This is a genomic window from Pantoea sp. X-Soil-ISGK-275, assembly GCF_059730795.1.
The window spans coordinates 1,462,311-1,477,172 of sequence record NZ_AP035976.1 but is presented as its reverse complement, the minus strand read 5'-3'; the positions used below and the strand labels follow the sequence as shown (position 1 = coordinate 1,477,172).

General features: G+C 54.8%; 13 protein-coding genes. 3 read left to right on the top strand and 10 right to left on the bottom strand.

Annotated elements, in window-relative coordinates; all coding sequences use genetic code 11:
• Positions 1 to 51 precede the first annotated feature (51 nt).
• Positions 52 to 1,908 carry a glutathione ABC transporter ATP-binding protein GsiA gene (gsiA, locus tag AC6I8A_RS06845; RefSeq protein ID WP_497818236.1) on the bottom strand — a complete coding sequence of 619 codons (1,857 nt, stop codon included), beginning with the start codon at positions 1,906 to 1,908 and terminating at the stop codon, positions 52 to 54.
• Between the two features lie 9 nt (positions 1,909 to 1,917).
• Entirely contained in the window at positions 1,918 to 2,883 is a 966-nt protein-coding gene (locus AC6I8A_RS06840; RefSeq protein ID WP_497818235.1) for an isoaspartyl peptidase/L-asparaginase family protein, read from the bottom strand.
• A gap of 289 nt (positions 2,884 to 3,172) precedes the next feature.
• On the opposite strand from AC6I8A_RS06840, the gene moeA reads away from it, so the two are divergent.
• Entirely contained in the window at positions 3,173 to 4,408 is a 1,236-nt protein-coding gene (gene moeA / locus AC6I8A_RS06835; RefSeq protein WP_497818234.1) for a molybdopterin molybdotransferase MoeA, read from the top strand.
• Positions 4,408 to 5,160 carry a molybdopterin-synthase adenylyltransferase MoeB gene (moeB, locus tag AC6I8A_RS06830; RefSeq protein ID WP_497818233.1) on the top strand — a complete coding sequence of 251 codons (753 nt, stop codon included), beginning with the start codon at positions 4,408 to 4,410 and terminating at the stop codon, positions 5,158 to 5,160. The genes moeA and moeB overlap by 1 nt, the downstream gene beginning before the upstream one ends.
• A 65-nt stretch (positions 5,161 to 5,225) precedes the next feature.
• Here moeB and AC6I8A_RS06825 read toward each other — a convergent pair whose 3' ends face one another.
• The 7 genes from AC6I8A_RS06825 to mntR all read right to left on the bottom strand — a co-directional run bounded on the left by AC6I8A_RS06825 (position 5,226) and on the right by mntR (position 13,757).
• Entirely contained in the window at positions 5,226 to 6,818 is a 1,593-nt protein-coding gene (locus tag AC6I8A_RS06825; RefSeq protein ID WP_008102523.1) for an ABC-F family ATPase, read from the bottom strand.
• A gap of 192 nt (positions 6,819 to 7,010) precedes the next feature.
• Complete coding sequence (locus AC6I8A_RS06820; protein WP_497818232.1) at positions 7,011 to 7,412, bottom strand: H-NS family histone-like protein; 402 nt, start codon at positions 7,410 to 7,412, stop codon at positions 7,011 to 7,013.
• 417 nt (positions 7,413 to 7,829) lie between these two features.
• Entirely contained in the window at positions 7,830 to 9,359 is a 1,530-nt protein-coding gene (locus AC6I8A_RS06815; protein ID WP_497818231.1) for an efflux transporter outer membrane subunit, read from the bottom strand.
• A gap of 1 nt (position 9,360) precedes the next feature.
• Positions 9,361 to 10,929 carry a DHA2 family efflux MFS transporter permease subunit gene (locus AC6I8A_RS06810; RefSeq protein WP_154153149.1) on the bottom strand — a complete coding sequence of 523 codons (1,569 nt, stop codon included), beginning with the start codon at positions 10,927 to 10,929 and terminating at the stop codon, positions 9,361 to 9,363.
• Positions 10,926 to 12,053: an HlyD family secretion protein gene (locus AC6I8A_RS06805; protein WP_312184234.1), complete on the bottom strand. Its 1,128-nt coding sequence runs from the start codon at positions 12,051 to 12,053 to the stop codon at positions 10,926 to 10,928. The genes AC6I8A_RS06810 and AC6I8A_RS06805 overlap by 4 nt, the downstream gene beginning before the upstream one ends.
• Before the next feature lie 115 nt (positions 12,054 to 12,168).
• Entirely contained in the window at positions 12,169 to 13,278 is a 1,110-nt protein-coding gene (locus tag AC6I8A_RS06800; protein WP_497818230.1) for an SLC13 family permease, read from the bottom strand.
• A gap of 20 nt (positions 13,279 to 13,298) precedes the next feature.
• Positions 13,299 to 13,757, bottom strand: a complete 459-nt coding sequence (mntR, locus tag AC6I8A_RS06795; RefSeq protein ID WP_008102536.1) for a manganese-binding transcriptional regulator MntR — start codon at positions 13,755 to 13,757, stop codon at positions 13,299 to 13,301.
• A 202-nt stretch (positions 13,758 to 13,959) separates the two neighbouring features.
• Here mntR and AC6I8A_RS06790 point away from each other — a divergent pair, with 202 nt between their 5' ends.
• Entirely contained in the window at positions 13,960 to 14,154 is a 195-nt protein-coding gene (locus AC6I8A_RS06790) for a hypothetical protein (protein ID WP_097094437.1), read from the top strand.
• Between the two features lie 132 nt (positions 14,155 to 14,286).
• Here AC6I8A_RS06790 and ompX read toward each other — a convergent pair whose 3' ends face one another.
• Positions 14,287 to 14,799 carry an outer membrane protein OmpX gene (gene ompX, locus AC6I8A_RS06785; RefSeq protein ID WP_008102541.1) on the bottom strand — a complete coding sequence of 171 codons (513 nt, stop codon included), beginning with the start codon at positions 14,797 to 14,799 and terminating at the stop codon, positions 14,287 to 14,289.
• Between the last annotated feature and the right edge of the window lie 63 nt (positions 14,800 to 14,862).

Below are 14,862 nucleotides of genomic sequence, written 5' to 3'. Positions count from 1 at the left end.
CCTGTAATCCCTGTCATGCGCGACATCCAAAGATGTGCGGTTGTTTGCTGCTCAGGCGCCACTAATTGCGTGTCGGGCGACAAAATGGCCCGGCGCCACTTCCAGTAAAGGCGCCACTTCCGGCTCATCGCCCAGCGGGCGAATAGGGCTGGGGATCTCATCCACCATCAGCGCCCTCTCACGATGCCGATGCGCCGGATCGGCGACCGGCACTGCGGCCATCAGTTTTTTGGTGTACGGATGGCGCGGCTGCTCAAATACCGCCTGGCGCGGCCCCATCTCCACAATCTGTCCGAGATACATCACCGCCACGCGATGGCTGATACGTTCCACCACCGCCATATCGTGCGAGATAAATAAGAAGGCGATACCAAATTCACGCTGCAAATCGAGCATCAGGTTGATGATCTGCGCCTGAATCGACACGTCCAGCGCCGACACCGATTCATCGGCGATCACCACTTTGGGATTGAGCGCCAGCGCGCGCGCAATGCAGATACGCTGGCGCTGGCCGCCGGAAAATTCGTGCGGATAGCGCTGCGCATGTTCCGGTAGCAAACCGACGCGCTCCAGCAGCCAGGCAACGCGTTTCTCCGCCTGACGGCGATCCAGCGTTTTATGCACCAGCAGCGGTTCCATGATCGAGAATCCGACGGTCAAACGCGGGTCGAGCGAGGCGTAAGGATCCTGGAAAATAAACTGGATATCGCGGCGCAGTGACGCCAGCGCATTGCCCTGCAGCGCATCGATGCGCTGGCCGTCAAAGGTGATGGTGCCGCCCTGGCTGGCCACCAGCCGCAGCAGTGAACGTCCGGTGGTGGATTTTCCGCAGCCGGATTCCCCCACCAGCGCCAGCGTTTCACCGGCATGGAGATCGAAACTGACTTTCTCCACCGCGTGCACGCGACGCTTGACGCGATTGAGCAAGCCGCCGCGAATATCAAAGCGCGTGACCAAATCACGCACCTGCAAAATCGGCGGTCGATCGTGACGTACCGTGTCCTGCGGCGCGGCCTGCTCTTCGCGTCCGTTGGCATGCAATAAGGGAAATTTAGCCGGTAGCGGCTGGCCGTGCATCGCCCCCAGTTTGGGCACCGCTGCCAGTAACGCGCGGGTATACGGCTGCTGCGGTTCAGCAAACAGCTGCTGCACCGGCGCGCGTTCCACCACATCACCGCGATACATTACCTGCACGCGGTCGGCCATCTCCGCCACCACGCCCATATCGTGGGTAATAAAAATCACCCCCATCTGCATCTCTTTTTGCAGCACGCGGATCAATTGCAGAATTTGCGCCTGAATGGTGACGTCGAGTGCGGTGGTGGGTTCATCGGCAATCAGCAACGCCGGTTTGCACGACAGCGCCATGGCAATCATCACACGCTGTCGCATGCCGCCAGAGAGTTGATGCGGATAGCGCGATAACACATTTTGCGCTTCGGGAATGCGCACTAAATCGAGCATGCGCCGTGCTTCCGCCAGCGCCTGCTGATGACTTTTGCCCTGATGCAGACGGATGGATTCCGCAATCTGCTCGCCAACGGTGAATACCGGATTGAGCGAGGTCATCGGCTCCTGAAAAATCATCGCCATATCGGCGCCGCGCACGTTGCGCATCTGACCGTTCGACGCGTGCATCACATCCAGCACCTCGCCATTGCGACGACGCAGCTGGATTTCGCCGCTCACTTCACCACCGGCCTGCTGAATCAAGCGCATCAGCGCCAGCGAGGTGACAGATTTTCCCGAGCCCGATTCGCCCACCAGCGCCAACGTTTCACCGCGATGCAGGTTGAGCGACAGGTTGCGTACCGCTTCGGTAATGCGCCCTTCATGCTCAAAGCGCACGTTAAGATTGCGCACCGCCAGAACCTGCTCCGGCGCAAACTGCAGCTGTTGGTCCGTCATGCCTGCTCCTTAGCTGTCGCGGTAAATCGCTACCTCAACGTCGCCATCCACGTAGGCGAATGCGCGATACATGCCTTCGCTGTTAAACGGCAGCGCCACATTGCCTGCGGCGTCAATGGCAATCAGCCCGCCGCTGCCCTCCAGCTCCTGCACTTTGTCATGAATGACGTTGGCGGTGGCCTGCTGCAACGAGCGTCCGGCGTAATGCATCTGCGCCGCCACGTCATAGGCGGCCAGCGTGCGGATAAACACCTCACCGGTGCCGGTACAGGAGACCGCCACGGTGTCGTTGCTGGCGTAGCAGCCCGCGCCGACCAACGGCGAATCGCCCACGCGACCGGCCTGTTTGTTGGTCATGCCGCCGGTTGAGGTGGCGGCCGCCAGATTACCCTGAAGATCGAGCGCCACCGCACCGACGGTGCCGAATTTGCGATCCGGGTCCAGCGGATCGTCGCTGTGGCTGTTTGCTTCACCGTCGTGATCCAGCACCATCTGCTGGCTGTGCAGCGCGCGCTGCAGCTGTTCCCAGCGCTCCGGCGTGGAGAAGAAATCGGCCTCGACCGGCGCTAAACCCTGCGCTGCGGCAAAGGCTTCTGCGCCCGCACCGATAAACAGCACGTGCGGACTGTTTTCCAGCACTTTACGCGCCGCCAGAATCGGATTGCGAATGTGGCTGACGCCCGCGACCGCGCCGACGTCCAGCGTGCGGCCATCCATAATGCTGGCATCGAGTTCATGCGTGCCCTGATGGGTGAACACCGCGCCCTTGCCTGCGTTAAACAGCGGACACTCTTCCAGCAGGCGCACGGCTTCTGTAACGGCATCCAGCGCACTGCCGCCGGCGGCCAGAATTTGCTGGCCTGCGGTAACGATTGCGCTGAGTTGCTGACGATAGTGCTGCTCTTTTTCGGCGCTCATTGCAGCACGCGTAATCGCGCCCGCACCGCCGTGAATTGCGATAACTGCTTTAGCCATAACCGGTACCCTGTGAAGGAATCAGAACCAAAAACACTGATTTAGAATGGTTTTCATCTTTTTTTTGCAATTTTCGACTATAGAAAGGCACCCTCATCTTGTAAAGCAGAAACTGCCTGCGCGGTCATAACCTTTTATTGTGGATTATGCTTTTTTGGTTGTGAGTGGTTTTCCTGATCACCCTAAATGGCGACCCTACAAATTCCCCTTCCTGACCACCAACTCTCGCTTAACGGCCACGCATTACCCATAATAGACCGCATCTGAAATTAACCAGGCAGAATTGGACATGGAACCTTTTACCGCAGGATTAATCTCCCTCGAAGACGCGCAGCAAAAGATGCTGCAACAGCTGACGCCGATCAGCGATTCGCTCAACGTCTCGCTGTTTGAAGCCGCCGGACGTATCACCGCGAAACCGATTCTTTCACCGCTTGATGTGCCCTCGTTTGATAACTCGGCGATGGACGGCTATGCGCTGCGTCTGGCCGATATCGCGCCCGATCGCGTGTTGCCGGTGGCCGGTAAAGCCTTTGCTGGTGCGCCGTTTAACGGCGAATGGCCAGCGGGCAGCGTGATCCGCATCATGACCGGCGCGCCGATTCCCGCCGGTTGTGATGCCGTGGTGATGCAGGAGCAAACGGAGCAGCGCGACGGCGGCATTGTGATTACCGCGCCGGTGCAGGCCGCGCAGAACATTCGTCGCATCGGCGAAGACATTCAGGCGGGCAAACAGGTGCTGGACGCCGGTGTGCGTCTCGGCGCGGCCGAACTGCCGCTGCTGGCGTCGCTGGGCATTGCTGAAGTGAGCGTGCTGCGCAAACTGCGCGTGGCAATTTTCTCCACCGGCGATGAGTTGCAAACGGTCGGTCAGCCGCTGGCGGAAGGCCAGATTTACGACACCAACCGCTTTACCGTGGCGTTAATGCTCAACAAACTGGGCTGCGAAGTGATTGATCTCGGCGTGATTGCCGACGATCAGGCGGCGCTGCGTACCGCCTTTACCGAAGCCGATCGTCAGGCCGATGTGGTGATCAGCACCGGCGGCGTGTCGGTTGGCGAAGCCGACTTCACCCGTGCGGTGCTGGAAGAGCTCGGCGCCATCACCTTCTGGAAACTGGCGATCAAACCCGGCAAACCTTTTGCCTTTGGTCGTCTGGCAAACAGCTGGTTCTGCGGTTTACCGGGCAATCCGGTTTCTGCGGCGGTCACTTTCTATCAATTAGTTCAGCCGCTGCTGGCCACCTTAACCGGCCAAACCACGCCCATCATGCCGCTGCGCCAACGCGCACGCGCCACCCAGCGTTTGAAGAAATCGCCGGGTCGTCTCGACTTCCAGCGTGCAATTGTTAGCCGTGGCGATGACGGCGTGCTGGAAGTGCGCAGCACCGGTGCACAAGGTTCGCATGTGTTCAGTTCGTTTGCGCTGGCCAACTGCTTTGTGGTGCTTGAGCGCGATCGCGGCGATGTCGAACCCGGCGAATGGGTGGAGATCGAAGCCTTTAATACGCTGCTGGAGGGCTAATGAGCGTTGAGTTGAGCAATGAAGAGATGCTGCGCTATAACCGCCAGATCGTACTGCGCGGTTTTGATTTTGATGGCCAGGAGAAACTGAAGGCATCACGCGTGTTAGTGATCGGTCTCGGCGGTCTCGGCTGTGCGGCTGCGCCTTATCTGGCATCAGCGGGCGTGGGACATCTCACCTTGCTCGATTTCGATACCGTTAGCCTGAGCAATCTGCAGCGTCAGATCCTGCACAGCGATGCAAAAATTGGCATGGCAAAAGTCGCCTCGGCGCAGCAGCAGTTAGACGCAATTAATCCGCATTGTCAGCTGGAGCCAATTGATGCTCAGCTGGACGACGCGCAGCTCAGCGCGTTAATTGCGCGGCACGACGCGGTGGTGGATTGCACCGATAACGTTGATACCCGCGAGCAGATCAATCGCCTGTGTTTTCAGCACAAGGTGCCGCTGATCTCCGGCGCGGCGATCCGCATGGAAGGCCAGCTCAGCGTCTTCACCTGGCAGCCCGGCGAGCCCTGTTATCGCTGCATTAGCCGTTTGTTTGGCGAGCAGGTGTTAAGTTGCGTCGAAGCGGGCGTGATGGCGCCGCTGGTTGGCGTGATTGGCGCGATGCAGGCGATGGAAACCTTGAAAGTGCTGACGGCTTTCGGTCAACCCGCTAGCGCGCGCTTATTGATGTACGACGCGATGAGCGCAGAATTCCGCACGATGAAGGTGGCGCAGGACGCGCATTGTGAAGTCTGTGGTGAATAAGGTCACCATAAATGGCGACCCTACATATGTAAGGTGCGCATTGATGCGCACCTGATTTTTCACACTTAAACAATCCCCTGACTGCGCAGGTAATCTTCATAGTTACCGGTGAAGTCGATAATACGATCGGCTTTCATCTCCATCACGCGGGTAGCCAGCGAGCTGACAAATTCACGGTCGTGCGAGACGAAAATCAGGGTGCCTTCGTACATCTCCAGCGCCATGTTGAGCGACTCGATCGATTCCATATCAAGGTGGTTAGTCGGTTCATCCATGATCAGGATGTTCGGCTTCTGCATCATCAGCTTGCCAAACAGCATGCGGCCCTTCTCACCACCCGACAGCACTTTAGCTGGCTTGTTGATCTCGTCGTGACCAAACAGCAGGCGGCCAAGAATACTGCGCACCGCTTGTTCGTCATCGCCTTCCTGCTTCCACTGGCTCATCCAGTCGAATACCGTCAGGTCTTCAGCAAAGTCTTCCGCGTGATCCTGGCCGTAATAACCAATGCGCGCATTCTCGGACCATTTAACCGTGCCGCTATCCGGCGTATGTTCACCGACAAGCGTTTTCAGCAACGTGGTTTTACCGATACCGTTGGCACCGAGGATCGCCAATTTCTCGCCGACTTCTAACATCAGGTTGAGTTTATTAAACAGCGGACCGTTATCAAAACCTTTGGTCAGCGCTTCAACTTCCAGCGCATTACGGAACAATTTCTTATCCTGGTCAAAACGGATAAACGGGTTTTGACGGCTGGAAGCTTTAACTTCTTCCAGCTTAATTTTATCAATCTGCTTGGCACGCGAAGTCGCCTGACGCGACTTAGAGGCGTTGGCGCTAAAACGGCTGACGAACGATTGTAGATCGGCAATTTGCGCTTTCTTCTTGGCGTTATCCGATAATAAACGTTCGCGTGATTGAGTAGCCGCGGTCATATATTCGTCATAATTACCCGGATAAACGCGCAGTTCGCCGTAATCCAGATCCGCCATATGCGTGCACACCATATTCAGGAAGTGACGGTCATGCGAAATGATGATCATGGTGCTGTTACGTTCGTTGAGCACTTGCTCCAACCAACGAATGGTATCGATATCCAGGTTGTTGGTCGGTTCATCGAGCAACAAAATATCCGGATTAGCAAATAATGCCTGCGCTAAAAGCACACGCAATTTCCAGCCCGGCGCAATTTCGCTCATCGGACCGTAGTGCTGCTCCACCGGAATGCCAACGCCCAGTAATAATTCACCGGCACGTGATTCCGAACTGTAACCGTCCATCTCGCCGTATTCGACTTCAAGGTCGGCGACTTTATAGCCTTCCTCTTCGCTCATTTCCGGTAAAGCATATATACGGTCACGCTCTTGCTTCACAGCCCACAATTCATTGTGGCCCATGATCACGGTGTCCAGCACACTATATTGCTCAAAGGCGAATTGGTCCTGACGTAACTTACCGATACGCTCATTGGGGTCGAGGGAAACATTTCCACCCGTCGGCACCAGGTCGCCGCCCAGTATTTTCATAAAGGTAGATTTACCGCTGCCGTTCGCACCGATTAAACCGTAACGATTACCGCCGCCAAATTTAACGGAGATATTTTCGAACAGCGGCTTACTGCCGAACTGCATGGTGATATTGCTGGAAACTAACACGGCATTGACCTTTGTTACGCAGTGGAGGAAAAAACAGCGGGCATTATGCCAGAAGCGGGCACCCGGACGCCACCTCTGCGCCAGAGGCAAACGTTGCTATGGGCTAAAGGTGTTGTTGCTCATACAGAAATAAAAATAACAAAAAAGCCGGGGGCATTTGCCCCCGGCTCCCACTTACAAGGATTGTGCGGATTATTTGATCAGGAAAGTATCGAGGCTTTTACCAGAATCCAGCGCTTTTTTAATCGCAGCTGGGGTACGGCCCTGACCGGTCCATGATTTTACTTCGCCGTTTTCATCGGTGTAAGAATATTTTGCTGGACGTGGTGCACGCTTAGCGCGCTTTTTACCAACTTCCAGAGCACCCAGTAATTCGTTCGGGTCAATACCGTCAGCCAGCAGCATTTCGCGATATTTAGACAGCTTCTCTTCTTTTTCGCGGTTCTGCGCTTCTTCAGCTTTTACTTCGTCACGACGTTCAGTCACAACAACAGTTAATTTCTCCAGAATTTCTTCCAGATCGGTCAATGGCAGTTCACGAGCCTGCGCACGTAATGTGCGAATGTTGTTCAGAACTTTAAATGCGTCACTCATCACAATGTCCTTGCTTAAGGGGTTTAAATAAACTGTAGTGGCAAGATTACCTAATTCAAATAAAAAAATAAATTAATTTTATTGCCCGGATTAATCTGAACTTGCTTACCTAATTCTTACATTGCGTTTTAAAACGGCAAGGGTTGCTTTAATTAACCCTGAATTAACAACCAGAGTTGTTCCTTATGGCGGAACTGGAATCGATTTCAGACCAATATTCTCAGGTAATAAACAATCATTTAGCGGCTATTGCGCGTTGCAGCATTAGTGAGCACAAAGGTAAGCAAGGATTAATGGTGTAACGAAAAACCTATTTTCAATGTGGCGTAATATATTGATGGAGGATGAGAGAAGTATCTCATTTTTTTCATATCGTACCGATAAAAAAGCCGGCGGTTAACCGGCTACTAAGTGAAATTAATGCACTTCTGTCGCGGGACCAAACACAGAATAGTCCGGCAGGTTGACATTTTGATAAGCTTCCCAGCCACCACCCAGCGCTTTATATAACGCCACTAAATCGAGCGCACTTTGCATGCGCGCCTGCGTCGATTGTGCTTTGGCTTGTGCCAGTTGTCGCTGCGCATCTAATACATCGAGGAACGTAGAAATACCCTGACGATAACTGTCGCTGGCTAAATCAAATGCGCGTTGCAGTGCGCCGGTGGTTTCATCCAGTGCAATAACCTGCTGCTGATCGGCGCGATAACTCACCAGCGCATTCTCCACATCCTGCAGCGCGGTTAATACCGTTTGCCGATAATCAAGCGCCGCGCTGGCTTGCTGCGCGCGCGCCAGTTTCACGCTGGAAACTAAACGGCCACCTTGAAATATAGGAATCGATAGCGACGGCCCAACACTAAAGAAGTGGCTGCTCCAGTCATCCAGATAGCTGGCATCGGTATTTCGTACACCCAGTTGCCCGGTGAGCGACAAGCTGGGGAACAGGTCAGCAACCGATACGCCAATGTTCGCGGTTTCCGCATGCAGCGTGGCTTCAGCTTGACGAATATCCGGACGTCGCCGCGCCAGCGTGGACGGAATGCCTACCGGCACCAATTTCGGCAAATCGGGCAGCGGCTTGATGTTCATCAGTTCATTATCCAGCGCGCCCGGCGTTTTACCCAACAGCACCGCCAAACCGTTCATCGCCTGCTGCTGCTGCGCCTGATATTGCGGCATCTGCGCATTCAGTGAGGCCAACTGCGCGCGGGCGTTTTCCACATCGGTGGTGGGCGCTAAGCCATTTTGCTGCTGGCTTTTGGTCAGTTCCCAGGTTTGCTGCGCCACCTCGATCTGCTGTTGCAAGGTCGCCAGCACCGCCTGCGAACCGCGCAGTTGCAGATAGGCACGCGCGACTTCAGCTTCCAGCGACACCAACGCATCGTTGCGCTGCTCGATAGTCGCCTGCTGCTGCGCATCTGCGGCTTCCATTTGGCGGCGCACTTTGCCCCACAGATCCAGTTCCCAGCTGGCGTCAAAGCTGCCCTGATACAACGTAACGGAATGATCTAAGCCGTTAAGCTGGCTGGCGACATCGCTATCAACCTGGTCATAAACGCCGTTGGATTTCAGCAAACCCTTTAAACCCAATTGCTGGCGTGTGACTTTTGCCGAGCCGTTAAGCGACGGGAATAAGCCACCGCGTGCCTGCGCCAGCTGCTCGCGCGCACCGGCAATACGCAGTACCGATTGTTGCAGCGTTAAGTTGCCGGCAATGGCGCGCTCAATCAGGCTATCAAGTTGGGGGTCGTTAAAGCTTTTCCACCACAGCGGATTGGTCGCCGCCGCCAGCGGCTTAGATGCTTGCTGTGAAGGCAAATCGTGGTAACCGCCCGGCGTGTGCGCCTGCGGCGGCTGATAATCCGGTCCTACCGCGCATCCGGCCAGCAACAGTGATAGCGCCAGCAACGTCAGTGACGGCTGAGATCGCGAAATCATTTTCATTTTAATGTGCTCCTGCACCGCCTTCGCTCTTAATCGGCGAAAGCAACCAACAGAATGGAATCAATAGCAGTGCCACAATACTGAGGCCCATAAATACGTCGATGTACGCCAGAATACGTGCCTGCGCGATCATCTCCTGATAGAGCTGCCCGCTCGCCAGCACCAGTGGATCGCCCACGGCGGTGGTGAAATTACGGATCGAATCAGCCCAGTGTTGCAGCGTGAGATTGTAAGGCTCATTGAGCGGCGACATGTTGTGCACCATGCTGGCCGAACGCGTCTGCATACGTTCGGTAATGCCCGCCGTCGACAGCGAAATGCCGATCGAGCCCGCGACGTTACGGAACATGGTGAACAATGCTGAGGCATCGGCGTTTAATCGCTGCGGCACGGTGATGAACGCAATGGTGGTCAGCGGCACAAACAGGAAACCAAGGCCGATCGACTGCGCGCTCCGCATCATCACCAGCGTGGTGAAATCGACGTTAGGCGTTAACGTGGTGGAATAGAAGAACGCGCTGGCAAGGCAGGTGAAGCCGAACGCAATGATGTAGCGCGTTTGCACGATCGGCATCAGCTTCAGCACGATGGGTATCGTCAGCACAATCAATATCGCGCCGGGCGACAGCACCAGCCCCGACCAGGTTGCGGTGTAGCCGAGATCCTGCTGCGCCAGCTGGGGAAGCACCACTGAGCTGCCATAGAGAATCATCGCCATGCCCGCCATCAGCAAGCCCGCCACCCAGAAGTTGCGGTCTTTCATTACGGTGAGATCGACCACCGGTTTACGGGCATACAGCAGCCAATAAATGGCGCCGATAATGCCGATCACCGCCAGCATGGCGAACAGGCGAATAAAGTGCGAGGCAAACCAATCTTCATCTTCGCCACGATCAAGGAACACCTGCAAGCAGCCCAGCCCCAGCGTGATCAGGCTGATGCCGATGTAATCGATTTTCAGGCGGCCTTTATCCCACTTGCGTTCCCACGGTGGATCTTCCAGCAATTGATAAATCGCCATTACCGTCAAAATACCAACCGGGATATTAATGAAGAACACCCAGCGCCAGCTGTAGTTATCGGTGATCCAACCGCCGAGCGTGGGACCAATTACCGGTGCGACGATAATCGCAATCGACGACAGGCCAAAAGCTTTGCCACGATCTTCCGCTTTGAAGTAATCGAGCAGCACCGATTGTTGCACCGGCTGCAATCCGCCGCCAAAAAAGCCCTGCAGCACGCGGAACAGAATGATCTGCCACAGTTCCGTGGCGATACCGCACAGGAAGGAACAGATGGTGAACATCACGATGCAGATCAGGAAGAATTGCTTGCGGCCAAATAGGCGGCTGAAGAACGCCGAGATCGGCAATACGATGCCGTTGGCGACCAGATAAGAGGTTAAAACCCAGGTCGATTCGTCGTAACTGGAGGAGAGCGAACCGGCAATGTGCGGCAGCGCGACGTTAACGATGGTGGTGTCGAGGATCTCCATAAACACCGCCAGCGTCACCGTAATAGCGACCAGCCACGGATTGCTGGCCGGACGCCAGCTTTCGCTCGCACTCATTCCACTGTAACCTTCGGCTCAACCGACAAGCCCAGCGGCAGCGGATGATTGGGATCTAACCCTTTATCGATGACAATTTTCACCGGCACGCGCTGCACGATTTTCACGTAGTTGCCGGTGGCGTTTTCCGCCGGGAAGGTGGAGAAGCGTGAACCGGATCCCATCTGCACGCTATCCACGTGCCCTTCCAGCTTCATATCCGGCCAGGCATCAACGCTAATTTCCACTTTGTCGCCCGGCTTCATACGCGCCAGCTGCGACTCTTTGAAGTTGGCATTAATCCAGATTTCAGGCGAAACCAGCGAGAACAGCGCGCTGCCGGCCTGCACCAATGTGCCGAGATGCACGTTACGCTTGGTGACGAAGCCATCGTATGGCGCGCGAACCTGGGTATAGGAGAGATTCAATTCGGCGGTGTTGAGCTGCGCCTGCGCCTGCTCAACCTGCTGCTCACGCGCTTCAACATTGGTTTCCTGCTGCCGGATTTGCAGCTTCACCTGAGAAGCCACTTCAACCTGCGCTTTAGCGCTTTGCAGTTGCGCTTCAGCCGAACGCAGCTGCGCGGCGGCAGTATCAATATTGCGCTGAGATGTGGCACGCGGATCAACACCGCGCTGGCGACGATAATCAGCCTGTGCATTAAGTAAATTTGCCTGCGCTTTAGCCTGGTCGGCGAGTGCCTGATCGCGCTGCGCCGGATACTGCACGCGAGACAAAGCTAACTGCGCCTGCGCCTGATGCAGCTGCGCCTGTGCCAGACCAAGCTGGGCTTTGGCCTGATCGCGCTGCGCTTCACTGTCGCGTGCATCGATCTCCACCAGCAAATCGCCCTGCTTCACGCGCTGGTTATCGCGCACCAGCAGCTTGACCACGTAACCGGCCGCTTTCGGCGCGATAGTAACGGCATTGCCTTCGGTAAAGGCATCATCCGTGCTTTCAATATTGCGTGTGGTGAGCCAGAACCATAATCCCACCACGATCATGATCACCACCACAATGGCGAGAAAAATCAGTGGCTTCTTTCCGGGACGTTTACGTTCTGGTTCATTGTTATCTTGATGGGTATTCGAGGTGTTTTGCGGATCCTGCTGATCGCGTTCAGACGGTTGATTCTTGTTTTCCATAATTTTTCATCGTAGGCGGTTGTCCCGATTGCCGGGCAAAAACGGTCAACATAACCTTAGATGGGAAATTGACAAATGCCAATGCAACTTTACACAAGCCGACATTGGCGTCGCGCTAACGGATCAGGTGTAACAGCAGCCATCCGCCCAACATCGACCAGGCTAACATCGGGATGGAAAACAAATGGAAACGCCACCAAACGCGCGCATCCTGCGCCATGCGCAAGGCAATTAGGTTGGCGAGCGATCCTGGCAATAAGCCAAATCCACCGATATTTACCGCCCACGCCAGCAGGTCGGACGGTGGCACTTTCTGCAAAAGCAGAATGGTGGCGGGCACGTTACTGATGAATTGCGACAGGCCTATGGCCAGCAGATAGAGTCCGCCCTCGCCGAGCTGGCCAATAGCGGCAAAATGCGGCTGCAGCCAGGGCAGATGCATCAACAGGAAAACATCGATAAACATCGCCACGAACACCAGCAGCAAACTCCAGTCGATGCTGATTAACACGCTGCGCGCCATGATCAGGAAACAGGCCGCCACCAGCAGCAACGCCCAGCCGGTCATTTTCAGCTCGAGCGCCACGATAAACACGATGTACAGCAGCACGCTAATCGTGAACAGCGGCTTGTACCATGTTTGGCTTTCGGTTTGTTCATGTTTCTGGATTATGCGCGCCGGGAAACTCCACCACGTCAGCGCCATCAGCGTGAGCATTAAAAATGCCGCGAGCGGCGCCATTTGCGCAATGAAACCGGGTACGCTGAGTGTGCCGTGACTCCACAACAGAATGTTTTGCGGGTTACCGACCGGCGTCAGTAAGGAACCTGCATTCACCGCCAGCGCTTCGAAAATGATCAGACGGGAAATCGGCAAGCGCGAGAATTTGCGCAACGTCAGCGTCAGTGGCACCAGAATAAACAGCGCAACATCGTTGGTGAGAAAAGTAGAGAGCAACGCGGCGGCGCACACCATAAACAGCGCCAGCGTGCGTTCATGTTGAAAGCGTTGGATCAAGCGCGCGCCGAGCACATCAAAATAGCCGCTGTTTTCTAATCCTTTGGTCAGCATCAATAGGCCGGTAAGCGTCATGATAGTGTGCCAGTCCACCGCGGCAGGCAATTGCGACCAGCGGAATTTCGCCAGCGGCAACATAATCACACCTAAAAGCAACAACAAATGCAAAATACGATCGCGCATTAAGGAACGAAGCAGATTGGGCATGATGGTGGAAGGCCTTGTAGTTAGCGACTCTCGTAGAATTTCTGGAACACGGCCAGGGTTTCATCACTGACGTGATGCTCCAGGCCTTCTGAATCACGGCGCGCGGTTTCCGGGCTAACACCCAGCGCCAACAGGAAGGTTTCAACAATATGGTGGCGAACGCGGCTCGCTTCCGCCAGCTTCTCACCTTCGGCAGTGAGGAACACACCGCGATACGGCACTTGCTCGACTAAACCGGTGGTACCCAAACGCTTCAGCATTTTCGCCACGGTTGGCTGGGAAACGCCCAAACGTGCGGCCATATCCACCTGACGCGCTTCGCCAAATTCACGAATCAAATCAGAGATTAATTCTACATAGTCATCGATCAGCTCACGACGATGCGCCTCACGCACCTGACGAAATCCTTCGACATGCTCCTCTATCTCTTTTAGCGGGCCCTGGGGCATGTTGGTGGCGATTTTTGCACGACGACTCATCTAACTTCCTCTTTATTATCTGCCGCACTTTACCTGCGGTGCGGGCTGGCTGCGCTCATTGTAAACCAGGCACAAATAAGCACAAATTTTTCCTAAATAGTGTTGGCTAAAGAGTATAGCCAGTGCTATCTTTGTCGATAATGTAAGCGAATAGCTTATAAAGGCTACAAAGATATTGTCGTCATTCACTCGGGAGGTGAACATGACTACCATGAAAAACTGCCTCGACTGTGGCAAATGTTTCCAGACTGAACAGAGCAAACCGGCTTTTGAGCTGAAATCGCTGCTTTGCCTGTTTACCCGCTCGCCGTTTGCGCTGCGTTTGATGCTGATTGAAAAGCTCACCGGCAAACAGCTGGTTGAACGTCCGTGTCCAAATCTGATCTGGCGCGGTTAACGTTCCCGACTTCCAATAAAACCCGCTCACGTAGCGGGTTTTGTGTTTCTGGTAGTCGGTAAACTGTATATTGCGCCCATAAAAAAACGGCCCCGAAGGACCGTTTGTTGTGCAACTGGTCTAAGCAAGAACTTAGAAGCTGTAACCTACGCCAGCAATCCAGGTGCCAACGTCAACGTTGCGGATACGGCTCTGCTCGTAACCCACGTCAACAGCGATGTTCTCGATTGGGTTGAACTGCATACCCGCACCGTAAGAGAAACCGTAGTCGCTTGAATCAGACTTAGAACGTACTGCGGTATCGTTCTGCTGGAATTTGCCGTAGCCCACACCAACAACACCGTAGATGCTTGCCCAGTCGTTCAGACGGTAAGCCGGACCACCGGTGATGCCGTAGTACTGGCCTTTGTTATAAACGCCAGCATCAGTACGATCTTTCTCGGTGTAGGTGAAAGAACCGATCCAACCCAGTGGGTTAGAACCGTCTTCGTAACGATATTTCAGGTTGAAGCCGTTTGCTTTATTAGCAACGCCTTGATAATCGCTCTGAGCGTAACCACCAGTAACGGTGCTTTGTGCCATGGCAGAACCTGCAGAAACTGCAAGTACACAAGCCAATGCTGAAAGACATGCAATTTTTTTCATAACCACCTCAAATGTGAATATACTTCTCTCCTGACAACGCTATAAATATAACAAAAAACAGCA

What these genes read in the sequence shown, in the direction of transcription:
- gsiA (WP_497818236.1), bottom strand. Translation starts at nt 1,908, where the DNA reads ATGACGGACCAACAGCTGCAGTTTGCGCCGGAGCAGGTTCTGGCGGTG.
- AC6I8A_RS06840 (WP_497818235.1), bottom strand. Translation starts at nt 2,883, where the DNA reads ATGGCTAAAGCAGTTATCGCAATTCACGGCGGTGCGGGCGCGATTACG.
- moeA (WP_497818234.1), top strand. Translation starts at nt 3,173, where the DNA reads ATGGAACCTTTTACCGCAGGATTAATCTCCCTCGAAGACGCGCAGCAA.
- moeB (WP_497818233.1), top strand. Translation starts at nt 4,408, where the DNA reads ATGAGCGTTGAGTTGAGCAATGAAGAGATGCTGCGCTATAACCGCCAG.
- AC6I8A_RS06820 (WP_497818232.1), bottom strand. Translation starts at nt 7,412, where the DNA reads ATGAGTGACGCATTTAAAGTTCTGAACAACATTCGCACATTACGTGCG.
- AC6I8A_RS06815 (WP_497818231.1), bottom strand. Translation starts at nt 9,359, where the DNA reads ATGAAAATGATTTCGCGATCTCAGCCGTCACTGACGTTGCTGGCGCTA.
- AC6I8A_RS06810 (WP_154153149.1), bottom strand. Translation starts at nt 10,929, where the DNA reads ATGAGTGCGAGCGAAAGCTGGCGTCCGGCCAGCAATCCGTGGCTGGTC.
- AC6I8A_RS06805 (WP_312184234.1), bottom strand. Translation starts at nt 12,053, where the DNA reads ATGGAAAACAAGAATCAACCGTCTGAACGCGATCAGCAGGATCCGCAA.
- AC6I8A_RS06800 (WP_497818230.1), bottom strand. Translation starts at nt 13,278, where the DNA reads ATGCCCAATCTGCTTCGTTCCTTAATGCGCGATCGTATTTTGCATTTG.
- mntR (WP_008102536.1), bottom strand. Translation starts at nt 13,757, where the DNA reads ATGAGTCGTCGTGCAAAAATCGCCACCAACATGCCCCAGGGCCCGCTA.
- AC6I8A_RS06790 (WP_097094437.1), top strand. Translation starts at nt 13,960, where the DNA reads ATGACTACCATGAAAAACTGCCTCGACTGTGGCAAATGTTTCCAGACT.
- ompX (WP_008102541.1), bottom strand. Translation starts at nt 14,799, where the DNA reads ATGAAAAAAATTGCATGTCTTTCAGCATTGGCTTGTGTACTTGCAGTT.